The organism is Streptomyces sp. NPDC005551 (assembly GCF_042871785.1).
Taxonomy (GTDB): Bacteria; Actinomycetota; Actinomycetes; order Streptomycetales; family Streptomycetaceae; genus Streptomyces.
The window spans coordinates 336,396-358,738 of sequence record NZ_JBIAJE010000006.1 but is presented as its reverse complement, the minus strand read 5'-3'; the positions used below and the strand labels follow the sequence as shown (position 1 = coordinate 358,738).

General features: G+C 71.7%; 18 protein-coding genes. 11 read left to right on the top strand and 7 right to left on the bottom strand.

Annotation, left to right across the window (positions count from 1 at the left end; all coding sequences use genetic code 11):
• Positions 1-5 precede the first annotated feature (5 nt).
• A complete protein-coding gene (locus ACFYP4_RS19680; RefSeq protein WP_388786576.1) occupies positions 6-794 on the top strand; it encodes a hypothetical protein in 789 nt (262 codons plus the stop codon).
• A gap of 119 nt (positions 795-913) precedes the next feature.
• On the opposite strand, the gene ACFYP4_RS19675 is transcribed toward ACFYP4_RS19680, so the two are convergent.
• A complete protein-coding gene (locus ACFYP4_RS19675; protein ID WP_388786573.1) occupies positions 914-1,408 on the bottom strand; it encodes a MarR family winged helix-turn-helix transcriptional regulator in 495 nt (164 codons plus the stop codon).
• A 289-nt stretch (positions 1,409-1,697) separates the two neighbouring features.
• On the opposite strand from ACFYP4_RS19675, the gene ACFYP4_RS19670 reads away from it, so the two are divergent.
• Positions 1,698-2,537: a lysozyme gene (locus ACFYP4_RS19670; RefSeq protein WP_358852742.1), complete on the top strand. Its 840-nt coding sequence runs from the start codon at positions 1,698-1,700 to the stop codon at positions 2,535-2,537.
• Positions 2,538-2,649: 112 nt separating this feature from the next.
• Here the strand turns inward: ACFYP4_RS19670 and lon are convergent, their stop codons facing one another.
• Complete coding sequence (gene lon, locus ACFYP4_RS19665) at positions 2,650-5,067, bottom strand: endopeptidase La (RefSeq protein ID WP_388786570.1); 2,418 nt, start codon at positions 5,065-5,067, stop codon at positions 2,650-2,652.
• A 175-nt stretch (positions 5,068-5,242) separates the two neighbouring features.
• Between lon and ACFYP4_RS19660 the strand changes: the two genes are divergently transcribed.
• The 6 genes from ACFYP4_RS19660 (at position 5,243) to ACFYP4_RS19635 (ending at position 13,857) form a co-directional block, all read left to right on the top strand.
• On the top strand, positions 5,243-5,905 hold the full coding sequence (locus ACFYP4_RS19660; RefSeq protein ID WP_388786567.1) for a GNAT family N-acetyltransferase: 663 nt from the start codon (positions 5,243-5,245) through the stop codon (positions 5,903-5,905).
• Positions 5,906-6,677: 772 nt separating this feature from the next.
• Positions 6,678-7,355, top strand: a complete 678-nt coding sequence (locus tag ACFYP4_RS19655; protein ID WP_358852739.1) for a spermidine synthase — start codon at positions 6,678-6,680, stop codon at positions 7,353-7,355.
• Positions 7,356-7,468: 113 nt separating this feature from the next.
• On the top strand, positions 7,469-8,206 hold the full coding sequence (locus ACFYP4_RS19650) for a response regulator transcription factor (protein WP_054236710.1): 738 nt from the start codon (positions 7,469-7,471) through the stop codon (positions 8,204-8,206).
• A gap of 54 nt (positions 8,207-8,260) precedes the next feature.
• Positions 8,261-9,361, top strand: coding sequence for a HAMP domain-containing sensor histidine kinase (locus tag ACFYP4_RS19645; RefSeq protein ID WP_358852738.1), 1,101 nt, complete (start codon positions 8,261-8,263; stop codon positions 9,359-9,361).
• Between the two features lie 281 nt (positions 9,362-9,642).
• Positions 9,643-13,506 (top strand): multifunctional oxoglutarate decarboxylase/oxoglutarate dehydrogenase thiamine pyrophosphate-binding subunit/dihydrolipoyllysine-residue succinyltransferase subunit, encoded by a 3,864-nt coding sequence (locus ACFYP4_RS19640; protein ID WP_388786562.1) that lies wholly within the window; start codon positions 9,643-9,645, stop codon positions 13,504-13,506.
• A 168-nt stretch (positions 13,507-13,674) separates the two neighbouring features.
• On the top strand, positions 13,675-13,857 hold the full coding sequence (locus tag ACFYP4_RS19635) for a DUF6104 family protein (protein WP_005312030.1): 183 nt from the start codon (positions 13,675-13,677) through the stop codon (positions 13,855-13,857).
• A 222-nt stretch (positions 13,858-14,079) separates the two neighbouring features.
• Here the strand turns inward: ACFYP4_RS19635 and ACFYP4_RS19630 are convergent, their stop codons facing one another.
• A complete protein-coding gene (locus tag ACFYP4_RS19630; protein ID WP_358852736.1) occupies positions 14,080-14,997 on the bottom strand; it encodes a hypothetical protein in 918 nt (305 codons plus the stop codon).
• Positions 14,998-15,177: 180 nt separating this feature from the next.
• On the opposite strand from ACFYP4_RS19630, the gene ACFYP4_RS19625 reads away from it, so the two are divergent.
• Positions 15,178-16,032, top strand: coding sequence for a DUF4097 domain-containing protein (locus ACFYP4_RS19625; protein WP_388786557.1), 855 nt, complete (start codon positions 15,178-15,180; stop codon positions 16,030-16,032).
• Between the two features lies 1 nt (position 16,033).
• On the top strand, positions 16,034-17,110 hold the full coding sequence (locus tag ACFYP4_RS19620; protein ID WP_388786554.1) for a helix-turn-helix transcriptional regulator: 1,077 nt from the start codon (positions 16,034-16,036) through the stop codon (positions 17,108-17,110).
• A 274-nt stretch (positions 17,111-17,384) separates the two neighbouring features.
• Here ACFYP4_RS19620 and ACFYP4_RS19615 read toward each other — a convergent pair whose 3' ends face one another.
• The 4 genes from ACFYP4_RS19615 to ACFYP4_RS19600 all read right to left on the bottom strand — a co-directional run bounded on the left by ACFYP4_RS19615 (position 17,385) and on the right by ACFYP4_RS19600 (position 20,849).
• A complete protein-coding gene (locus ACFYP4_RS19615; RefSeq protein WP_388786551.1) occupies positions 17,385-17,948 on the bottom strand; it encodes a Clp protease N-terminal domain-containing protein in 564 nt (187 codons plus the stop codon).
• Complete coding sequence (locus ACFYP4_RS19610) at positions 17,948-18,157, bottom strand: helix-turn-helix domain-containing protein (RefSeq protein ID WP_217454569.1); 210 nt, start codon at positions 18,155-18,157, stop codon at positions 17,948-17,950. Before ACFYP4_RS19610 ends, ACFYP4_RS19615 begins: the two co-directional genes overlap by 1 nt.
• Before the next feature lie 159 nt (positions 18,158-18,316).
• The gene (locus ACFYP4_RS19605; protein WP_358852732.1) at positions 18,317-19,282 is read right to left on the bottom strand and encodes a zinc-binding dehydrogenase; all 966 of its coding nucleotides are present in this window, start codon (positions 19,280-19,282) and stop codon (positions 18,317-18,319) included.
• A gap of 343 nt (positions 19,283-19,625) precedes the next feature.
• Positions 19,626-20,849 (bottom strand): NADP-dependent malic enzyme, encoded by a 1,224-nt coding sequence (locus tag ACFYP4_RS19600; protein WP_358852731.1) that lies wholly within the window; start codon positions 20,847-20,849, stop codon positions 19,626-19,628.
• A 538-nt stretch (positions 20,850-21,387) separates the two neighbouring features.
• Here ACFYP4_RS19600 and ACFYP4_RS19595 point away from each other — a divergent pair.
• Positions 21,388-22,341 carry an ABC transporter substrate-binding protein gene (locus ACFYP4_RS19595; protein WP_358852730.1) on the top strand — a complete coding sequence of 318 codons (954 nt, stop codon included), beginning with the start codon at positions 21,388-21,390 and terminating at the stop codon, positions 22,339-22,341.
• The last annotated feature ends 2 nt before the right edge of the window (positions 22,342-22,343 follow it).

Genomic DNA, 22,343 nt, shown 5'->3' with positions numbered 1-22,343 from the left:
GCTGGATGCGCACTGAACTCGTCACGCGGCCCGGCGACCCGGACCGCCTCAATGAGGACTTCGCCGCGGTCGGGCTTCCGGCCTCGGGGCAGGGCGGTTCCCTGGTCGTGCTGGACGGGGTGACGCCCCCGAGGGGCGACGCCGGCTGCCGGCATCCGGTCCCCTGGTTCACCGCGCGGCTGGGCGGCGCACTGACCGAACTGTCCGTTTCGCAGACCGATATGACGCTGACGGAGGTGCTGGCGCGGGCGATCCGCCGCACGGCCGCCACCCATGCCGACACGTGTGACCTTTCTCACCCGCGCACACCGCAGGCAACCGTCGCCCTCGCGCGCTGGTCCGCGGTCACGGTCGAGTACCTGGTCCTCTCGGACTCGGCGCTGCTGATCCAGGACACCACGGGCGGGGTGACCGCGGTCCTGGACGACCGGCTGTCCCGGATCCCGTCGGCGTCGCTGGCCACGGACGCCGTCGCGGACGCGACGGTCCGCAACAAGGAGGGCGGTTTCTTCACCGCGGCGGCCGACGCCTCGGTGGCCGGGCGGGCGGTGACCGGCACGCTGCCCCGCGCGGACGTCCGCGCCCTGGCCGCCCTCACGGACGGGGCGACCCGCTGGACGGACCGGTTCCATCAGGGCGACTGGGCCGACCTGTTCGCCCTCGTCCGCAAGGAGGGTGCCGCGGCCCTCGTCGACCGGATACGGGTACTGGAGTCGGCGGGCGCGGCGGAGCGGACGCGGCTGCGCCGCGGCAAGACGCACGACGACGCGACGGTGGTGTACGTGGAGTTCTAGCGTCTGGCGCTGCCCGCCGGCCCCCGCGGCGAGGGCGGGTCGTCGCGTCCCGGAGCCATCCGCCCTCCACCCCGCGGTTCACCGCAGCCATCCGCCCTCCACTCCGCGGTTCACCGCAGCTATCCGCCCTCCACCCCGCGGTTCAACTGATGAAGCAGCCTGGCCAGTTCCGCGACCTCGCGGGGGTCCCAGCCGGAGAGCTGGCGGACGTAGCGGGCCCGCCGCGCCTCCCGTACCGCCCGGAAGCGCACCCGCCCCTCCTCCGTGAGGTGGACCAGCCAGGCACGGCCGTCCGCCGGGTCGGGCTCGCGGGCGACGAGGCCGAGGTCCTCGAGGGCGCGCAGCTGACGGGACATCGTGGCCTTCCCGACCCCGATGTAGGCGGCGAGTTCGGTGGCCCGCTGCTGCCCGCACTCCTCCAGCCGGACGAGAAGTCCGTACGCGGAGGACTCCAGGTCGGGGTGGACCTCCCGGGCCATCTCCCCCGAGGAGGCCCGGGCGCGCCGCAGGAACACCGTCAACTCCCTTTCCAGCGCCGGGAATTCCTGGTCCACACCATTTCCCGACGCGGTGGATTCGACGTGACGCCCGTCGTCGTTCCCGTGCTCGTGCACGTCAGCACCCCTGACCCGGTTTCCCGATCCTGAAAGTTTCCGCCAAAAGTGGCCGTTGCCGCAGCTCCGCCAGTATTTCGCAGGAGTAGACCAACGGCAGCCTCCGGCCCCTCTTCCCAGCCGTACTTCTACGTGCGTAGCTTCTTTACCAGGCAATTACTGGCATGCGGCGCCACTGACCGGCCGACGACGGCCCGTCCTCCCCCGGAGTGCGTGCGCCTGCCGGCGTTCTCCCGCTTTCCCCCCACCGAGCATCACCGCGCACCACCGAACCCCTCGGAGGCACGCCATGCCCGAGCACAGATGCGGAACAGCCCGACCGCCGCACTCCCCCAAGCGTCTTCCCACGGCCGGAATCCTGCTCGCCGCACTCACCCTCCTGTTCAGTCTTCCGGCGGCCCTCGCCCAGGCCGCCGGCACACCGGCCCGCGGCTCCGCCCACATGGGCGTGGGCGTCCTCGCGCACGACGGCCGGGGCGGGACGCCGTCCACCGGTGACGCCGCCCAGACCGAGGGCGTCGACGTCAGCAGCCACCAGGGCAACGTCGCCTGGTCGACGCTGTGGAACAGCGGCGTCCGCTGGGCCTACACCAAGGCGACGGAGGGGACGTACTACACGAACCCCTACTTCGCCCAGCAGTACAACGGCGCCTACAACGTCGGCATGATCCGCGGTTCGTACCACTTCGCGACCCCCGACACGGCCGGCGGGGCCGCCCAGGCCAACTACTTCGTGGACCACGGAGGCGGCTGGTCCCGGGACGGCAGGACACTGCCGGGCGCCCTCGACATCGAGTGGAACCCCTACGGAGCGGCCTGCTACGGCAAGACGCAGAGCGCGATGGTCACCTGGATCCGGGACTTCCTGAACCAGTACCGGGCGCGCACCGGCCGCGACGCCGTCATCTACACGGCTACCACCTGGTGGACCCAGTGCACCGGCAACTACGGCGGCTTCGCCGCGGCCAACCCGCTGTGGATCGCCCGCTACGACACCGATCCGGGCACGCTGCCCGCCGGCTGGGGCTTCTACACGATGTGGCAGTACACGTCCTCGGGCCCGACGGTCGGCGACCACGACAAGTTCAACGGCGCCCTCGACCGAGTGACGGCACTCGCCAACGGCTAGGCCGTGTCCGCGAAGTCCCGCCTGTTCCGCGACGCCTGGCACGCACTCTCGCGGCACGGGAAGGCCCGGACCCCCGTGGGGGCCCGGGCCTTCCCCGCCCGGTGTGCGTCCGTCACGCCGCCACCGGGACCTCCGCGCCGGCGCTGTTCGTCGCCGGGGCGAGCGCCAGTTCCAGGACCTGGCGGACGTCCGTGACGGCGTGGACGTCGAGCTTGTCCAGGACCTCGGCCGGGACGTCGTCCAGGTCGGCCTCGTTGCGCTTGGGGATGATGACGGTGGACACGCCGGCCCGGTGGGCGGCCAGCAGCTTCTGCTTGACGCCCCCGATCGGCAGCACCCGGCCGGTCAGGGAGACCTCGCCGGTCATCGCCACGTCCGTGCGGACCAGGCGGCCGCTGAGCAGCGAGGCGAGGGCCGTCGTCATCGTGACGCCCGCGCTCGGCCCGTCCTTCGGGACCGCGCCCGCCGGGAAGTGGATGTGCACACCCCGGTCCTTCAGGTCGCCGACGGGCAGCTCCAGTTCGGCTCCGCGGGAGCGCAGGAAGCTCAGCGCGATCTGCGCGGACTCCTTCATCACGTCACCGAGCTGGCCGGTCAGGGTCAGGCCCGCCGCGCCCGTCTCCGGGTCGGCCAGCGACGCCTCCACGTAGAGGACGTCGCCGCCGGCGCCGGTGACCGCGAGCCCGGTGGCGACACCGGGCACCGCAGTGCGCCGCTCCGCCGGGTCCTGGGCGGACTCCGGCACGTGGTGCGGCCGCCCGATGAGGGCACGCAGGTCGGCGTCGGTCACCGTGAACGGCAGCTCCCGCTCGCCCAGTTCGTGCTGGGCGGCGACCTTGCGCAGCAGCCGTGCGACCGACCGCTCCAGGTTCCGTACGCCCGCCTCCCGGGTGTACTCGCCGGCGAGCTTGCGCAGCGCGCTCTCGTCGAGCGTCACCTCGGCCCGCTCGAGACCGGCCCGCTCCAGCTGGCGCGGGAGGAGGTGGTCGCGGGCGATGACGACCTTCTCGTCCTCGGTGTAACCGTCCAGGCGGACCAGCTCCATGCGGTCGAGCAGGGCCTCCGGGATGGCTTCGAGCACGTTGGCCGTGGCCAGGAAGACCACGTCGGAGAGGTCGAGCTCGACCTCCAGGTAGTGGTCGCGGAAGGTGTGGTTCTGCGCCGGGTCGAGCACTTCGAGCAGCGCCGCGGCCGGGTCGCCGCGGAAGTCGGAACCGACCTTGTCGATCTCGTCGAGCAGCACGACCGGGTTCATCGACCCGGCCTCCTTGACCGCGCGCACGATCCGGCCCGGCAGCGCGCCGACGTACGTACGGCGGTGGCCGCGGATCTCGGCCTCGTCCCGGACGCCGCCGAGGGCGACCCGGACGAACTTGCGGCCCATGGCGTGCGCGACGGACTCGCCGAGCGAGGTCTTGCCGACACCGGGCGGGCCGACGAGCGCGAGCACGGCACCGCCGCGCCGCCCGCCGACCACACCGAGGCCCCGGTCGCTGCGCCGCTTGCGCACCGCGAGGTACTCGGTGATCCGTTCCTTCACGTCCTGGAGCCCCGCGTGCTCGGCGTCCAGCACGCGCCGGGCGCCCGCGATGTCGTACGCGTCCTCGGTGCGCTCGTTCCACGGGAGTTCGAGCACGGTGTCGAGCCAGGTACGGATCCACGAGCCCTCGGGCGACTGGTCGCTCGCGCGCTCCAGCTTCTCGACCTCCTTGAGCGCGGCCTCGCGGACCCTCTCGGGGAGGTCGGCGGCCTCGACGCGCGCCCGGTAGTCGTCGGACTCCTCGCCGTCCTGGCCGTCTCCGTTCAGCTCGCGCAGCTCCTTGCGTACGGCTTCGAGCTGGCGGCGCAGCAGAAACTCGCGCTGCTGCTTGTCCACGCCTTCCTGGACGTCCTTGGCGATGGACTCGGCGACGTCCTGTTCGGCGAGGTGCTCGCGGAGCTGCTCGGTGGCGAGCTTCAGCCGGGCCACCGGGTCGGCGGTCTCCAGCAGCGTGACCTTCTGCTCGGTGGAGAGGAAGGGCGAGTAACCGGAGTTGTCGGCGAGGGCGGAGACGTCGTCGATGGCCTGGACGCGGTCCACGACCTGCCAGGCGCCGCGCTTGCGCAGCCAGCTGGTGGCGAGGGCCTTGTACTCCTTGACCAGGTCGGCGACCTGGCCGGGCAGCGGGTCGGGCACGGTCTCGTCGACCATCGTGCCCTCGACCCACAGGGCGGCACCGGGACCGGTGGTCCCCGCGCCGATCTTCACGCGCCCACGCCCGCGGATCAGCGCGCCCGGGTCGCCGTCGGCCAGGCGGCCGACCTGCTCGACGGTGCCGAGCACACCCGTGCCCGGGTACGACCCGTCGATGCGTGGCACCAGCAGCACCTTCGGCTTGCCCGGCTCGGACCGCGCGGCGGCCTGGGCGGCCTCCACCGCGGCGCGCACGTCGGCGTCGTTCAGGTCCAGCGGAACCACCATCCCGGGCAGCACGACCTCGTCGTCGAGCGGCAGCACGGGCAGGGTGAGCGGTGAGGACGTCGAAGCCATGATCTCCCCTTCGGCAGTCAAGTTGAGCTATGCCGACTCAATGCACGTGGACCTCCGAATGTTCCCCCGGCTGCGTTCGCTGTGAGCGATCATCGCTGTCGCGCCTCCGGGCCCGCCGCGTATCGTCGCGACTGGTAATACTCGATATACCCGATTGCCTATTACGGAGGCTGTTGTGGGCGGGATCGTGCGGGCGTGGGTGGACGGGTGGGTCGCCTCACGGGGAGCGGCACCGCCGGTGGCTGAGCAGTGGGGGTTCACGGTCGACGTGGGTCTCGCGGACCACGTGACCCGGCACGTCTTCGCCGCGACCGGGGACGACGTCGAGGAGGCGGCCGTACGCAAGGTCGCGGACGGGGTGACCGGGTCCGGTGTGTGGCTCAAGGTCTTCGCGGAAGCGTCGGTCGTGGGCCCCTGGCTCGGCGCGGGCTGGTGGGTCGACCCGGACCCCGGCTTCCTGATGACGGTCGCCCTCGCGGACACCGGGGCGGAGGCGGCTGCCGGGGCCCGCCCGCTCCCGGACGGCTACCGGCTGCGTACCTGGGCGCGCGGCGGTGTCGGTCACGCGCTCGTCGCGGCGGCGGACGGTTCGTGGGCCGCGCACGGGCACGTCGCCCCGACCGGCGCGACGGCGGTCTTCGACCGCATCGCGACCGCGCCCGGGCACCGCCGCCAAGGCCTGGGTCGACTGATCATGCGCTCCCTCACCGAACTGGCCGTCGCGCAGGGCGCCGTGACCGGAGTCCTGGCCGGCACGCCGGACGGGCGGGCGCTCTACGAGTCGCTCAAGTGGCAGGTGGCGGCCCCGCTGACGAGCGCGCGGTTCACGGCCCGCTGACGCCGGCCCCCGGGGGCGGGCCCGGCGCCTCGGTCGGCGGCACCGGCGGCCGACCCGCCGACACGCCCGCCGCGCACGCCGGGCGTCGGACACCCCGGACGATCCGACGACGCAACCGGACACGCCGACGGAGGCCCAACACGGGCCCGGACCCCGGACGATGACACCCGCCGCCGCCCACCCGTCCGGAGCCACGACCACTACCGGAGCCTGGCTCTGCCGCCGGCCGCCGAACACCTCGTGACGGCCCAACAGGAAGGTCCGGCCGGACGCCCCGGCGAAACCCCGGCGACGGGCCAGGCACCCAGGACGGCCACGCCCGCTGCCACCGGCCCGTCCGGAGATACGGCCGCCACCGGACGTCAGCCGTGCCGCCGGGCGTCCAACACCCGGGACGAGCCGACCGGACGCTCCCGCCGGCCCCCGGCCGAAACCCGACGCCGGCCCCGGCACCCCGGACGGCGGCACCCGCCGTCGGCGGCCGGCCCGGTCCGCGGGCACAGCCGACAACGCGGCCGACTGCTCCCGGACGCCGTGGCCCGGGCAGGACGGACACCCCCGGCGACAGCCGGAGGCGGGTTCGGCGCCGTGGCCCCGGGGCGCGAAGCCCGGCGCTCCGAACTCGCGCCCGGTCCCCGGCCGGGGGCGCGGCCGACGGCTGACGCGGCCCGCCGGGCCGGGGTCGCGACCGCCGGACATCACCTGCCGGCAGGCATCGGACACCCCCGAAAAATCCGGCCGGACGCCTCAACGGAGGTGCCAGGATGGCGCTATGACTGCCACGTACGACACCCCCGTGGTCATCGATCGCCGGGAGGGCCCGTACGGCGAGGTCGTGCTGCGGCGCCACGGCGCGCTGCTGCAGATCATCGCCAACGGGTGCTTCCTGATGGACACCTCCGACGGCCGCTCGGAGCGGCTGCTGGTCGACGCCGCCTGCGACGCCCTGGACGGGCGGGCGGAACCGAGCGTGCTGATCGGCGGTCTCGGCGTCGGATTCTCGCTCGCACACGCCGCCGCCGACCCCCGCTGGGGCCGTATCACGGTCGTCGAACGCGAACCGGCCATCATCGGCTGGCACCGTGAGGGACCCCTGTCCGCACTGTCCGCCGAGGCCCTCGCGGACCCGCGCACGCACCTCGTCGAGGCCGATCTCGTCCGTCACGTCAATGAGATCTCCGCCACGTACGACGCCCTGTGCCTGGACATCGACAACGGCCCGGACTGGACGGTCACCGAGGGCAACGACAGCCTGTACTCGAAGGCCGGACTGGCAGGCTGCGCACGGGCGTTGAGACCCGGCGGAGTGCTGGCGGTGTGGTCGGCGCAACCCTCTCCGGAATTTGAAGGAACCTTGCGGAATGCCGGATTCCAACGGGTGCGTACCGAAGAGATCCCCGTTGCCCGGGGCGTTCCGGACGTGGTGCATCTCGCGGTCAGGCCTGGATAGCCGAGCTGCGGTGACTGCCCGTACTCTGCTTGCCTGACGCGGATCATTCAAGCGTCAAGCGCAGTCATGGGATCACCCCACGGATTCCGGAAAGCACACTTCAGGGGCGGGCGATGGAGCAGACACACACCTCCCACAACGGCACGGCGGCGACGCCCGGCGCTCAGCGGCGGGTGCTGGTGGTCGAGGACGACCCCACGATCGTCGACGCCATCGCGGCCCGTCTGCGAGCCGAGGGATTTCTGGTGCAGACGGCGGGCGACGGCCCGGCCGCGGTCGACACCGCCGAGGCATGGCAGCCCGACCTGCTGATCCTCGACATCATGCTGCCCGGCTTCGACGGTCTGGAGGTCTGCCGGCGCGTGCAGGCCCAGCGCCCGGTGCCGGTCCTGATGCTCACGGCGCGTGACGACGAGACGGACATGCTGGTCGGGCTCGGCGTCGGCGCCGACGACTACATGACGAAGCCGTTCTCGATGCGCGAACTGGCCGCCCGGGTGCACGTCCTGCTGCGCCGCGTGGAGCGCGCCGTGGTGGCCGCTTCGACGCCGCGCAGCGGGATCCTGCGGCTCGGCGAGCTGGAGATCGACCACGCGCAGCGCCGGGTCCGGGTCCGCTCGGAGGACGTGCACCTGACGCCCACCGAGTTCGACCTGCTGGTCTGCCTGGCGAACACCCCGCGTGCCGTGCTGTCCCGCGAGCAGCTGCTCGCGGAGGTCTGGGACTGGGCGGACGCCTCCGGGACGCGCACCGTCGACAGCCACATCAAGGCCCTGCGCCGGAAGATCGGTGCGGAGCGCATCCGTACGGTCCACGGTGTGGGCTACGCGCTGGAGACCCCGACTCCCTGAGCCGGGCCGCTGTTCGGGACCTCTTGAGGGGGCGGATGTGAGAGGGCGCATGTGATGAGCGGGTTCGGGGCGCGAAAGAGTGCGGGCCCGTGGGGAGGCGTGCGCCCCTTCTCGATCAAGACGAAGCTCGGCACGCTGGTCGTGGTCTCCGTCCTCATCACCACCGGTCTGCTGATGATCGCGGTCCGCACCGAGACCGAGCTGCGCTTCATCACGGTCTTCTCGATGATCGCCACCCTACTGATCACGCAGTTCGTGGCGCACTCGCTCACCGCCCCGCTGGACGAGATGAACACGGTCGCCCGGTCCATCTCGCACGGCGACTACACGCGCCGGGTGAGCGACGGCCGCCGCGACGAGCTGGGCGACCTCGCCCAGACGATCAATCTCATGGCGGACGAGCTGGAGGCCCAGGACCGTCAGCGCAAGGAACTCGTGGCGAACGTCTCGCACGAGCTGCGCACCCCGATCGCCGGCCTGCGCGCGGTCCTGGAGAACGTGGTGGACGGGGTCTCGGCCGCGGACCCCGAGACGATGCGCACCGCCCTGAAGCAGACCGAGCGCCTCGGCCGCCTGGTGGAGACCCTGCTGGACCTGTCCCGGCTCGACAACGGCGTCGTGCCGCTGAAGAGGCGCCGCTTCGAGGTCTGGCCGTACCTGTCCGGCGTCCTGAAGGAAGCCAACATGGTCGCCTCCGCGCGCGCGGACATCGCCTCCGGCTCCGGCAGCCACACCCGCACGGACGTCCATCTGCACCTGGACGTGTCCCCGCCCGAGCTGACCGCGCACGCGGACCCGGAGCGGATCCACCAGGTCGTCGCCAACCTCATCGACAACGCGGTCAAGCACAGCCCCCCGCACGGCCGGGTGACGGTGCGGGCCCGCCGGGGCAGCTCCCCGGAGTCCCTGGACCTGGAGGTCCTGGACGAGGGGCCCGGCATCCCGAAGTCGGAGTGGCACCGGGTCTTCGAGCGGTTCAACCGCGGCGGGGTCCCCTCGCCGCACGGTCCGGGCAGCGACGGCGGCACGGGCCTCGGGCTCGCCATCGCCCGCTGGGCGGTCGATCTGCACGGCGGCCGGATCGGAGTGGCCGAATCCCGGCGCGGCTGCCGGATCCAGGTCACCCTTCCGGGCCTGCCTTCACTGCCGAGTTGACGTAGGGTTCGAAACGGAGCCTCAAGATCCACGACTGTCCGCACTGGCGGACACGTGTGAGCAGGCAGGGGCGCATGCCCCGGGGGTTTGTGCGGCCGGGCTGAAGCACCCGTTCCGCGGCTGAACCACGCTTGTTTCCCGCCATTTCCAGCCCCGAAACACCGGTTCTGATGTGACTTACACGACGATGACCAGCCCGGCCTGACCTTCTCGGCCAGGGAGGCGTAGCCTTTATTCCCGCTGTCCATCACCTTGTGAAGCGGAAGAGGGCGGTTGCCGCCGTGTCGCCACAGTCCCCCAGTAACTCGAGCATCTCGACCGACGACCAAGCCGGGAAGAACCCGGCTGCGGCCTTCGGTCCCAATGAGTGGCTCGTCGACGAGATCTATCAGCAGTACCTCCAGGACCCGAACTCGGTAGACCGAGCCTGGTGGGACTTCTTCGCCGATTACAAGCCGGGCGGCGCGACCGCCACGGCTGCGGCGGGTACTGCGGCCACGGGGGCCGCAGGCACCAGCACATCGGCTCCGGCCGCGCCTGCCGCTCCGGCGCAGGCCGCGCCGTCGGCTCCCGCGGCCCCGGCCCAGACCGCTCCGGCTCCGGCCGCTCCGGCTCCGGCTCCGGCTCCGGCCAAGGCTGCCCCGGCGCAGGCCGCACCCGCCGCCGCTCCGGCGGCCGCCCCGGCCGCGCCGAAGCCCGCTGCCGCCGCCCCGGCTCCCGCCAAGGCCGCCCCGGCCGCCGCGAAGCCGAAGGCCGAGGCCGCCACCGAGGCTCCCGAAGGCCCCGAGTACGTGACGCTGCGTGGCCCCGCCGGTGCCGTCGCGAAGAACATGAACGCCTCGCTGGAGCTGCCCACGGCCACGTCCGTGCGCGCCGTCCCGGTGAAGCTGCTGTTCGACAACCGCATCGTCATCAACAACCACCTGAAGCGCGCCCGGGGCGGGAAGATCTCCTTCACCCACCTCATCGGGTACGCGATGGTGCAGGCCATCAAGGCCATGCCGTCGATGAACTGGCACTACGCGGACAAGGACGGGAAGCCCACCCTCGTCAAGCCGCCGCACGTCAACTTCGGCCTCGCCATCGACCTGGTGAAGCCCAACGGCGACCGCCAGCTGGTCGTCGCGGGCATCAAGAAGGCCGAGACGCTGAACTTCTTCGAGTTCTGGCAGGCCTACGAGGACATCGTCCGCCGCGCCCGTGACGGCAAGCTCACGATGGACGACTTCTCCGGGGTCACGGTCTCGCTGACCAACCCCGGCGGCCTCGGCACCGTCCACTCGGTCCCGCGTCTGATGCCCGGACAGTCGGTCATCATGGGCGTCGGCTCGATGGACTACCCGGCGGAGTTCCAGGGCACCTCCCAGGACACCCTGAACAAGCTCGGCATCTCGAAGGTCATGACGCTCACGTCGACCTACGACCACCGGGTCATCCAGGGCGCCGCGTCCGGCGAGTTCCTGCGGATCGTCGCGAACCTGCTGCTCGGCGAGAACGGCTTCTTCGACGAGATCTTCGAGGCCCTGCGCATCCCCTACGAGCCGGTCCGCTGGCTCAAGGACATCGACGCCAGTCACGACGACGACGTCACCAAGGCCGCGCGCGTCTTCGAGCTGATCCACTCCTACCGGGTCCGCGGCCACGTCATGGCCGACACCGACCCGCTGGAGTACCGCCAGCGCAAGCACCCCGACCTGGACATCACCGAGCACGGCCTGACCCTCTGGGACCTGGAGCGCGAGTTCGCCGTCGGCGGCTTCGCGGGCAAGTCCCTGATGAAGCTGCGCGACATCCTCGGCGTGCTGCGCGACTCGTACTGCCGCACCACCGGCGTCGAGTTCATGCACATCCAGGACCCGAAGCAGCGCAAGTGGATCCAGGACCGCATCGAGCGCTCGCACACCAAGCCGGAGCGCGAGGAGCAGCTGCGCATCCTGCGCCGCCTGAACGCGGCTGAGGCCTTCGAGACCTTCCTGCAGACGAAGTACGTCGGCCAGAAGCGCTTCTCGCTGGAGGGCGGCGAGTCCGTCATCCCGCTGCTCGACGCGGTGCTCGACTCCGCCGCCGAGTCGCGCCTGGACGAGGTCGTCATCGGCATGGCCCACCGCGGCCGCCTGAACGTCCTCGCGAACATCGTCGGCAAGTCGTACGCGCAGATCTTCCGCGAGTTCGAGGGCAACCTCGACCCGAAGTCGATGCACGGCTCCGGTGACGTGAAGTACCACCTGGGCGCCGAGGGCACCTTCACGGGCCTGGACGGCGAGCAGATCAAGGTCTCGCTGGCCGCGAACCCCTCGCACCTGGAGGCGGTCGACCCGATCCTCGAAGGCATCGCCCGCGCCAAGCAGGACATCATCAACAAGGGCGGCACGGACTTCACGGTCCTGCCGGTCGCCCTGCACGGTGACGCGGCCTTCGCCGGCCAGGGCGTCGTGGCCGAGACGCTCAACATGTCCCAGCTGCGCGGCTACCGCACCGGCGGCACGGTTCACGTCGTCATCAACAACCAGGTCGGCTTCACCGCCGCCCCGGAGTCCTCGCGCTCCTCGATGTACGCCACCGACGTGGCCCGCATGATCGAGGCGCCGATCTTCCACGTGAACGGCGACGACCCCGAGGCCGTCGTCCGCGTCGCTCGCCTGGCCTTCGAGTTCCGCCAGGCGTTCAACAAGGACGTCGTCATCGACCTCATCTGCTACCGCCGCCGCGGTCACAACGAGTCGGACAACCCGGCCTTCACCCAGCCGCTGATGTACGACCTGATCGACAAGAAGCGCTCGGTGCGCAAGCTCTACACCGAGTCCCTCATCGGTCGCGGCGACATCACCCTGGAAGAGGCCGAGCAGGCGCTGCAGGACTACCAGGGCCAGCTGGAGAAGGTCTTCACGGAGGTCCGCGAGGCCACGTCGCAGCCGGGCGAGGCGCCCGTCTCCGACCCGCAGGCCCAGTTCCCGGTCGCCGTGAACACCGCGGTCTCCGCGGAGGTCGTCAAGCGGATCGCCGAGTCCCAGGTCAACATCCCCGACCGCGTCACCGTCCACCCGCGTCTGATGCCCCAGCTGCAACGCCGCGCGTCGATGGTCGAGGACGGCACGATCGACTGGGGCATGGGCGAGACGCTCGCGATCGGCTCCCTGCTCCTGGAGGGCACCCCGGTGCGCCTCTCGGGCCAGGACTCCCGCCGTGGCACGTTCGGTCAGCGCCACGCGGTCCTCATCGACCGGGAGACCGGCGAGGACTACACGCCGCTGCTGTACCTCTCCGAGGACCAGGCCCGCTACAACGTCTACGACTCGCTGCTCAGCGAGTACGCGGCGATGGGCTTCGAGTACGGCTACTCGCTGGCCCGCCCCGAGGCGCTGGTGATGTGGGAGGCCCAGTTCGGCGACTTCGTCAACGGCGCGCAGACGGTCGTGGACGAGTTCATCTCGTCGGCTGAGCAGAAGTGGGCCCAGACGTCGGGCGTCACCCTGCTCCTCCCGCACGGCTACGAGGGCCAGGGCCCGGACCACTCGTCCGCCCGCCCGGAGCGCTTCCTCCAGATGTGCGCGCAGAACAACATGACGGTCGCGATGCCGACCCTGCCGTCGAACTACTTCCACCTCCTGCGGTGGCAGGTGCACAACCCGCACCACAAGCCGCTGGTGGTCTTCACCCCGAAGTCGATGCTGCGTCTGAAGGCAGCGGCCTCGAAGGCGGAGGAGTTCACGACGGGCCAGTTCCGTCCGGTCATCGGCGACGCGTCCGCCGACCCGGCCGCGGTCCGCAAGGTCGTCTTCTGTGCGGGCAAGGTCTACTACGACCTGGAGGCGGAGCGCGTCAAGCGCGGCGTCACGGACACGGCCATCATCCGCATCGAGCGCCTGTACCCGCTGCCGGGTACCGAGCTCCAGGCGGAGATCGCCAAGTACCCGAACGCCGAGAAGTACCTGTGGGCCCAGGAGGAGCCGGCGAACCAGGGCGCGTGGCCCTTCATCGCCCTCAACCTGATCGACCACCTCGACCTGGCGGTCGGCGCGGACGTCCCGCACGGTGAGCGGCTGCGGCGCATCTCGCGCCCGCACTCGTCCTCCCCGGCGGTGGGTTCGGCCAAGCGCCACCAGGCCGAGCAGGAGCAGCTGGTGCGTGAGGTGTTCGAGGCCTGAGCCTCTGAGCACCGCCGAGCGAGCGAGGAGCCGGCCCCGTCGCCCCACCCGGGCGGCGGGGCCGGCTCCGTCGTCGGAGGCGGTAGGGGAGCGGGTGCGGGTGCCGCCTAACCTGGAGGGGAACGACCCCCGGCCGGCCGGTGCCGGCCCAGCCCCAGGAGAGCATCCGTGTACTTCACCGACCGTGGCATCGAGGAACTGGAGAAGCGGCGCGGCGAGGAGGAGGTCACCTTCGAGTGGCTCGCCGAGCAGCTGCGTACGTTCGTCGATCTCAACCCGGACTTCGAGGTGCCGGTCGAGCGGCTCGCGACGTGGCTGGCCCGGCTGGACGACGAGGACGACGAGGAGTAGACCCTCCCCCGCCCCGCCGAGGACGCCGGCAGGCGCGAGCGGGCGGCAGGCACGTGCGAGCAGGCACCGCCAGGCGCGAGCGGGTACGGGCGGGTGCGGCGAGCACTGACAGGCGCGAGCGGGTACGGGCGGGTGCGGGCAGGCGGCGGGCACGCCAGCCGGCGCTGCCGAGTGCGCCGACGCGGCCGGTAGGGCCCGGCTGGCGACGGTGCGGCGAGGCGGTCAGCCCTGGTCGCGCCTCCGGTCGTACGCGAGGCCGAGGGCACCGTGGAGGAGCAGCAGGGCCCCCGCGACGATCCAGCCGCCGCTGCGGTGCCGCACGCCGTAGGCGCTCAGCGGCAGTCCCACCGCCAGCTGTCCGAGGGCCAGTGCGCGCGTCCCGGTCCGGCGCGTCTCGGCTCCCGTGCCGGGTCCCGCGCGGACGGTGCGGAACGGGGGCTCCGGCGCGCGGTCTCCGGCGGCGTCGGGCTCCGCACGGACACGGTCCGGTGCGACGTCGGAGCTCTCGTGGACGCCGCTCCGGTCAGCCCGGGTGACGGGACGGGAGCCCGGCAGGCCGCGGGCGGCCTCGGTCAGGCGCCCGGCGGGCGTACCGGGCGCCAGGCCGTCCGGCAGGGTCACCCCCGCCCGCATGAGGACGGCGAGGAGCCCGCTCAGGCGGGCCCGGGCGTCGGCAGCGGCGTCGGGCTGTGTCAGCCGGTCGAGGGCCTGCATGTCGAGGACGGGGTCGAGGCCGAGACGGACGGCGAAGGTGTGCATCGCCTCGTCCTCACCGACCGGGGTGCCGTTCGCGAGCCACTCGTAGCCGACGGGGCGGCGGAAGCCCGAGGCCAGGGTGTAGCCGCTGCGGTCGGCGTCCCACCACAGCGCGAGCACGGGCCAGGGGGAGCCCACGGCGAGGGCCGCGGCCCAGCCGGTCAGCACGCGGTCGACCGGTTCGGCGTTGCCCGCCCAGGGGGTGCCCGCGGGCACGAGCACACTCCAGCCGGGGCCGGCGGCGACGAGCTCCATCGGCTCCCGCAGCAGCCGTGCGGCGGACCCCACGGCGGCGGGGTCCGCCCGGCAGAGCAGCAGGGCGCCGGCAGGCGTGTCGGCGGAGCCGCCGGGCGTGGCCGCGGGCTCGTCGGGGGTGGTCGGCATGGTCCTACGGTAGGGCGGATTCGATCCGGCTTGCCCCTTTTATTACCTCTCGTCGAAACGGACCGGACGCCGTGGTCTCACGAGAACGAATGTCTTGACTTTCGGCATCCGCGATATATCGTGAAACGTGGAAGACGCGATATGGCGTGTCGTGTCCCGTCCGGCCGAGGAGGTCGCACCATGTCCGAGTGGTCCGTCGCAGAGCCGAGGACACTGACGTTCGACGACCCCGTGACGGCGCTCCACGTGCGCATCGTCAACGGAACGGTGAACGTCGTGGGTACCGACGAGGGTTCCGCCCGGCTGGAGGTCTCCGAGCTGGAGGGCCCGCCGCTCCGGGTGACCCGGTCCGGCGGCACCCTGACGGTGGCGTACGAGGACCTTCCCTGGCAGGGCTTCCTGAAGTGGTTCGACCCCCAGGCGTGGCGGCGCAGCGCGGTCGTCTCGCTGGCCGTCCCGGCGGGCACGCCCGTCGAGGTGGGCGTGGTAGGAGCCGCCGCCGTGGTGTCCGGGACCGAGGGCCGGGTGGAGGTCAGAGGGGTGTCGGGGGACACGACGCTCGTCGCCGTCTCCGGACCGGTGCGGGTGAGCACCGTGTCCGGCAATCTGGAGGCCCAGGCCGTCACCGGCGACCTCCGCTTCAATTCCGTGTCCGGTGACCTGACCGTCGTCGAGGGCGCGGGTTCGAGCGTGCGGGCCGAGTCCGTGAGCGGCTCGATGATCGTGGACCTCGACGGCACGGGCGCCGCCACCGACGTCCACCTGACGAACGTCTCGGGGGAGATCGCCGTCCGGCTCCCCCACCCGGCGGACGCGGAGGTGGAGGCGAACACCGCGAGCGGGTCGGTCTCCAGCGCCTTCGAGGATCTGCGGGTGGGCGGGCAGTGGGGCGCCAAGAAGATCACCGGCCGACTGGGCGCGGGCAGGGGAAGACTGAAGGCGATCACCGTCTCCGGCTCCATCGCCCTGCTGCGGCGGCCCCCGGCGGAGGACGCGCCGCCGACCGACGGACCGACCGACAAGAAGGTGCTCTGAGATGCCCCCCGTCTTCGCTCACGGCCGCCTGCGGCTCTACCTGCTCAAGCTGCTCGACGAGGCCCCCCGCCACGGGTACGAGGTGATCCGCCTCCTCGAGGAGCGTTTCCAGGGGTTGTACGCGCCCTCGGCCGGCACCGTCTACCCCCGGCTCGCCAAGCTGGAGGCAGAGGGGCTGGTCACCCACACCACCGAGGGCGGCCGCAAGGTGTACGCCATCACGGACGCGGGCCGCGCCGAACTGGCCGACCGCAGCGGTGAGCTGGCCGATCTGGAGCTGGAGATCGGCGAGTCGGTCGCCGAGCTGGCCGCCGAGATCCGTGCCGATGTGCGGGGCGCCGCGGGTGATCTGCGGCGCGAGATGCGCGCGGCGGCCCGGGAGGCCAGGGACGGTTCCCCGGGTGCCTCCGGAGCCGGGGAGCGGCTCGGCCGTCCGGGCGGTTTCGGGACCGCGGGCGAGTCCGGCGACTTCGGGGAGAAGGAGGCGTGGCGGCTCGCGAAGGAGGAGATGCGGCGCGTCAAGCAGGAGTGGAAGGAGCAGGCCCGGCGCGCGAAGGACGAGAGCCGGCGGGCTCGCGACGAGGCCCAGCGGGCCCGGCGCCAGGCCAAGGAGGCCCAGGACAAGGTCCGCGCGCAGGCGCAGGAGGAGATGCAGCGCATGGCCAGGCGGGTCCAGGAGCAGGTCCAGGACCACTTCGCGCGCGGCGACTGGCCCACCGGCGTGCGGGAGGGACTCAGCGAACTGGCCAAGGAGTTCGGCGACTTCGGCAAGGACTTCGGGAAGGGCCTCGGCAAGGACTTCGGCTTCGGCCGCCCGGGCGCGACGCCGGAAGCGGAGCCGGAGTACACGGTCACCCGCGAGGACTTCCCCGCCGGGTACGAGCCGTCCTGGGCCCACGAGGACTCCACGGGTGATCCCGCCCGCGACCTCGACCGTCTGCTGGACCGCTTCCGCGACGACATCCGCGACGCGGCCCGGGACCACGGCGTGACGGAGGAGCAGCTCCGTGAGGCGCGCCGCCACTTGTCGACGGCGGCGGCGCACATAGGGGCGGCCCTGCGCACGCCGAAGCCCTGAGCCCGGGGATCCGGACAGGTCCGGGCTCCTGGAGCACGGGAGAAGTCCGGCCTCCCGGGGCACGGGAAAAGTCCGGACTCCCGGGGCACGGGCTCGCGAAGGGGCGGGGTCGCGAAACGCGGGCCGGTGAAGGACGGGCCGCCGAGCCGAACGGCTGTCAGCCCGCCCGGCTGACAGCCCGCTCGGGCGTCCAGCCCGCCCGGCTGACAGCCCGCTCGGGCGTCCAGCCCGCCCGGGTGTCCAGCCCGCCCGGGCGGGCTGGACGCCCGGCTGTTCAGCCCGCCTGGGCCGTTCCCCCGCCCCACAGCACGCGTCGCACACTCTCGTACGTGACCCCGTGGTCGGCGAGCACCTCGGCCGGGACGCCGGGGCGGGCCGTGAGGGCGAGGAGCAGGTGCTCGTCGCCGATGCGCCTGTCCCGGAGGGCGAGCGCGACCCGGAGGGACTGGGTGAGGAGGTCCTTGGCGCCGCGCGTGAAGGGGCGCCGCCCGGACCGCCGCCCGGCGGTGCCCCCACCGCCCGCCAGGGCACCCGTCCCGTGCGCCTCCTCCACCCGGGAGACGATCTCGGTGAGGTCGATGCCGAGCCCGGAGAGGGCGTCGGCGTCGGCGCGGGAGAGCCCTCCGCGGCGGCGGGCCTCGGCAAGGTCCCGGGCCACCGCCTCACGGCGGTCCCCCAGCCCGAGCGACGTCAGGGCGAACGAACCGCGACTGCCCTCCCGGTCGAGCAGGGCGAGCAGCAGGTGCGCCTCCTCGACCCGCTCCTCCCCCGTCCGTTCGCAGTGCTCGACTGCCCCCGTCACCACGGCGCGGGCGTCTTTGGTGAATCGCTCGAACATCACTGCCTCCCGTACTTCTTGTGCACGGCCTGCCTGCTCACGCCGAGTTCCGCGGCGATCTCCTGCCACGACCAGCCCTGATTGCGCGCGTTGCGCACCTGAACCGCTTCCAGCTGCTCCAGCAGCCGCCGCAGCGCGGAGACGGCCCGCAGGCCGATCCGCGGATCGCGGTCCCCCGCACGCTCGGCGAGATCCGTTGCTTCGGTCATGATGTCAACGCATGTTGACAGCTCGCACCTGTCAACCGGAGTTGACAGTCTGGTGTGGCGCGCAGTCTCGTGCGGGGCCGGACACACCGACGGCGGGCCCGGAGACTCCGGGCCCGCCGTGGATGAAGCGACGAGAAGGTGCGGATGGCGGAACGGCGGTCAGCCCGCGGTGAGGACGACCTTTCCGAACTGGTCGCCCGACGCGATGCGCTCGAAGCCCTCGCGGGCCCGGTCGAGCGGCAGGACGTCGTCGATGACGGGCCGTACTCCGGTCGCGGCGCAGAAGGACAGCAGGTCCTCCAGCTCGTCCTTGGTGCCCATCGTGGACCCGACGACCTTCAGCTCCAGGAAGAAGATCCGGGTCAGTTCGGCGTGGGAGGGGCGGTCTCCGCTGGTGGCACCCGAGATGACGACGGTGCCACCGGGGCGCAGCGACTTGACCGAGTGCGACCAGGTGGCGGCCCCGACGGTCTCGATCACGGCGTCCACGCGCTGAGGCAGCCGTGCCCCGGACTCCAGGGCCTCCACGGCGCCCAGTTCGACGGCACGCTTGCGCTTGGCCTCGTCCCGGCTGGTGGCGAAGACCCGCAGACCGGCGGCCTTGCCCAGCACGATCGCGGCGGTGGCGACGCCGCCGCCCGCGCCCTGGACGAGGACCGAGTCGCCGGGCCGCACGCCCGCGTTGGTGAAGAGCATGCGGTACGCCGTCAGCCAAGCCGTCGGCAGGCAGGCGGCCTCCTCGAAGGAGAGCTCCTTGGGCTTCGGCAGCACGTTCCACGTCGGTACGGAGACCTGCTCGGCGAAGGTGCCCTGGTAGCGCTCGGTGAGGATGGAGCGGGGCTCGTCCGGTCCGACGCCGTGGCCGCTCTGGCCGATGACGGAGTGCAGGACGACCTCGTTGCCGTCCTCGTCGACGCCCGCGGCATCGCAGCCGAGGATCATCGGCAGCTTGTCCTCGGACAGGCCGACTCCGCGCAGGGACCACAGGTCGTGGTGGTTGAGGGAGGCGGCCCTGACGTTCACGGTCGTCCAGCCGGGCCTCTGCTCGGGGGCCGGGCGCTCCCCCAACTCCAGGCCGTTCAGCGGCTGGTCACGGTCGATTCGGGCGGCGTAGGCAGCGAACATGACCATGACGATAGGCTCCGCCCCTCCCCGAAGGAACAACGTCCTGCTGTGACACGCGTCCCGTCACAGCACCGGTGCGGCTCGCCCGGTGCCTGAGGACGAGCGCACCCCGCGACCCCGGGGACCGAGTCTCAGCCCGTCCGGCGTGTGAGGACGAGCGCGGCGCGCGAGGGGGTCCGGGGGCGCAGCCCCCGTGGGACGGGACGGGTAGGGGCGGAGGGGGCGAGAAACCACCCACCCGGACCACCCGGCAGGTAAAAATTCAGGCGCCGCCAGAATTCCGGCAGCAAAAGGAGACGGCCCCGCCGGGACGAATCCCGACGGGGCCACAGGCACCCGGCGCCTAGCGTCGGGCCACACCCTCCGCCCGAGCCGCAGCGGCAACCGCCGCGGTGACAGCCGGCGCCACCCGCTCGTCGAACGGTGAGGGAATCACGTAGTCCGCGGCGAGGTCGTCCCCGACGACCGCGGCCAGCGCCTCGGCCGCCGCGATCTTCATCGTCTCCGTGATCCGGGAGGCCCGGACCTGAAGCGCACCGGCGAAGATGCCGGGGAACGCCAGCACGTTGTTGATCTGGTTCGGGAAGTCGGACCGCCCGGTGGCCACCACGGCCGCGTACTTGTGCGCGATCTCCGGACGCACCTCGGGGTCCGGGTTGGCCATGGCGAACACGAACGCGCCCTCGGCCATCGACGCCACCGCCGCCTCCGGCACCGTACCGCCGGAGACGCCGATGAAGACGTCGGCGCCCGCGAGCGCCGACTCCAGCGAGCCGGAGATGCCCGCCTTGTTCGTGAGCTCGGCGAGTTCCCGCTTGACCGGGGTGAGGTCGTCCCGGTCACGGGACACGATGCCCTTGCGGTCCGCGACGGCGACGTCACCGAGCCCCGCCTCCAGCAGGAACTTGGCGATGGCGACCCCGGCCGCACCCGCGCCCGAGATCACCGCGCGCAGCTCGCCGAGCGAGCGCCCGGTCAGCCGGGCGGCGTTGCGCAGGGCGGCGAGCGTGACGACCGCCGTGCCGTGCTGGTCGTCGTGGAAGACCGGGATGTCCAGGCGTTCCTGGAGCTTCCGCTCGATCTCGAAGCACCGAGGCGCCGAGATGTCCTCCAGGTTCACACCGCCGAACGAGGGGGCGAGCCGGACCACGGTCTCGACGATCTCGTCGACGCCCGTGCAGGCGAGCGCGATCGGCACCGCGTCGACCCCGCCGAACTGCTTGAAGAGAATGGCCTTGCCCTCCATGACGGGGAGCGAGGCCTCCGGACCGATGTCACCGAGTCCGAGCACGGCCGTCCCGTCGGTCACGACGGCGACGACGGACGACTTCCATGTGTAGTCGTGGACCAGTTCCGGCTGCTCGGCGATGGCGCTGCACACTTTCGCCACGCCGGGCGTGTACGCCAGGGACAGGTCGTCCTTGTCACGGATGGGCACGGTGGCCTGCACGGCCATCTTGCCCCCACGGTGCAGCGCGAATGCCGGGTCGAAGGAATCGAGGGGCTCCGCCTCGCCTTCCTGATCCGTACTGCTGTCGCTGCGAGGATTGACGATCTCCGCTGCCACTTTGTTTTACCCCTTAAGTCTTCAAGGTTTGAGGGTGACCACTCCTGGTTGAGGCGTGGGCGGGCACCGCGTATGCCCTGCCGCCGTGGTTGCGTACGGGCGGATACGCGACGGGCGCGCCGCACACGCGCCCTGAGCCCCGGATGAGGGGTGTAAGGAACCTTCTTACCCGACGGACCAGGTCATCGACGAGTCCATAGTGCGAAGGTCACACGCGCGTGACACGACTCGTCACCGGATATCGGGACAAGTCCTCGATTGGTCCTCAAGCCGCACAAGTGCGAAGAAGCGGTCGTTCGCATCGGTGGAGGAGCCGAAGATCTTCCGGCCGGAAGGGGGGATTCCCGCACAACATCCGGCCCGGCGGGCCAGCCTCAAGTGGTTCGGCGACGACCCGTTATCCGATTTTGACATAGCGAGTCGCCTGAATGCGCGAATCCGAATGGCAAGATGCCGTCATCACACGAGGTCGCGACACTCGAAGGTGTGTGTTCTCGTCGACCCATCGGCAACTCCCTCATCCGCCGGAGGAACCACCATGACCGCAAGCTCCACCCGTCGTACCCCCGCCGCCCGGTCCCGGATAGCAGCGGTCGGTGCGATCGCGGTCGCCGGCGCCCTGCTGCTCACCGGCTGCGGTGACCAGACCAAGGACAAGGGGTCGGACAGCACGAAGACCAGCACCGCCCCGCTGGCCGACAAGCTCCCCAAGGCCATTCGGGACAAGGGCGAGATCAAGGTCGGCTCGGACATCGCGTACGCGCCGGTCGAGTTCAAGGACAGCTCGGGCAAGACCGTGGGCATCGACCCCGACCTCGCGGACGCCATGGGCAAGCAGCTCGGCGTGAAGTTCACGTTCGAGAACGGCACCTTCGACACCCTGCTGACCGGTCTGCGCTCCAAGCGCTACGACATGGCGATGTCGGCCATGACGGACACCAAGGACCGTCAGGAGGGCATCGACTCCGAGACCGGCAAGAAGGTCGGCGAGGGTGTCGACTTCATCGACTACTTCACCGCGGGCGTCTCGATCTACACGCCCAAGGGCAAGACCCAGGGCATCAAGACCTGGTCCGACCTGTGCGGCAAGAAGATCGCCCTGCAGCGCGGCACGGTGTCCGAGGACCTCGCCAAGGCCGAGTCCAAGAAGTGCACCGGCGGCAAGAAGATCGCCATCGAGGCCTACGACAACGACCAGCAGGCCCAGACCCGGCTGCGCGCCGGCGGTGCCGACGCCGGCTCCTCCGACTTCCCGGTCGCCGCGTACGCGGTGAAGACCTCGGGCGGCGGCAAGGACTTCCAGATCGTCGGCGACCAGGTCGAGGCCGCCCCGTACGGCATCGCCGTGGCCAAGTCCAGCACCCAGCTCCGTGACGCCCTTCAGGCCGCGCTCGACGCGATCATCAAGGACGGCACGTACGCCAAGGTCATCTCCAAGTGGGGTGTCGAGGCCGGAGCGGTTAAGTCGGCCGAGATCAACGGCGGCAAGTGACC

Coding starts and splice junctions, on each gene's coding strand:
- ACFYP4_RS19680 (WP_388786576.1), top strand. CDS start 6: ATGCGCACTGAACTCGTCACGCGGCCCGGCGACCCGGACCGCCTCAAT.
- ACFYP4_RS19670 (WP_358852742.1), top strand. CDS start 1,698: ATGCCCGAGCACAGATGCGGAACAGCCCGACCGCCGCACTCCCCCAAG.
- lon (WP_388786570.1), bottom strand. CDS start 5,067: ATGGCTTCGACGTCCTCACCGCTCACCCTGCCCGTGCTGCCGCTCGAC.
- ACFYP4_RS19655 (WP_358852739.1), top strand. CDS start 6,678: ATGACTGCCACGTACGACACCCCCGTGGTCATCGATCGCCGGGAGGGC.
- ACFYP4_RS19650 (WP_054236710.1), top strand. CDS start 7,469: ATGGAGCAGACACACACCTCCCACAACGGCACGGCGGCGACGCCCGGC.
- ACFYP4_RS19645 (WP_358852738.1), top strand. CDS start 8,261: ATGAGCGGGTTCGGGGCGCGAAAGAGTGCGGGCCCGTGGGGAGGCGTG.
- ACFYP4_RS19630 (WP_358852736.1), bottom strand. CDS start 14,997: ATGCCGACCACCCCCGACGAGCCCGCGGCCACGCCCGGCGGCTCCGCC.
- ACFYP4_RS19625 (WP_388786557.1), top strand. CDS start 15,178: ATGTCCGAGTGGTCCGTCGCAGAGCCGAGGACACTGACGTTCGACGAC.
- ACFYP4_RS19620 (WP_388786554.1), top strand. CDS start 16,034: ATGCCCCCCGTCTTCGCTCACGGCCGCCTGCGGCTCTACCTGCTCAAG.
- ACFYP4_RS19615 (WP_388786551.1), bottom strand. CDS start 17,948: ATGTTCGAGCGATTCACCAAAGACGCCCGCGCCGTGGTGACGGGGGCA.
- ACFYP4_RS19610 (WP_217454569.1), bottom strand. CDS start 18,157: ATGACCGAAGCAACGGATCTCGCCGAGCGTGCGGGGGACCGCGATCCG.
- ACFYP4_RS19605 (WP_358852732.1), bottom strand. CDS start 19,282: ATGTTCGCTGCCTACGCCGCCCGAATCGACCGTGACCAGCCGCTGAAC.
- ACFYP4_RS19595 (WP_358852730.1), top strand. CDS start 21,388: ATGACCGCAAGCTCCACCCGTCGTACCCCCGCCGCCCGGTCCCGGATA.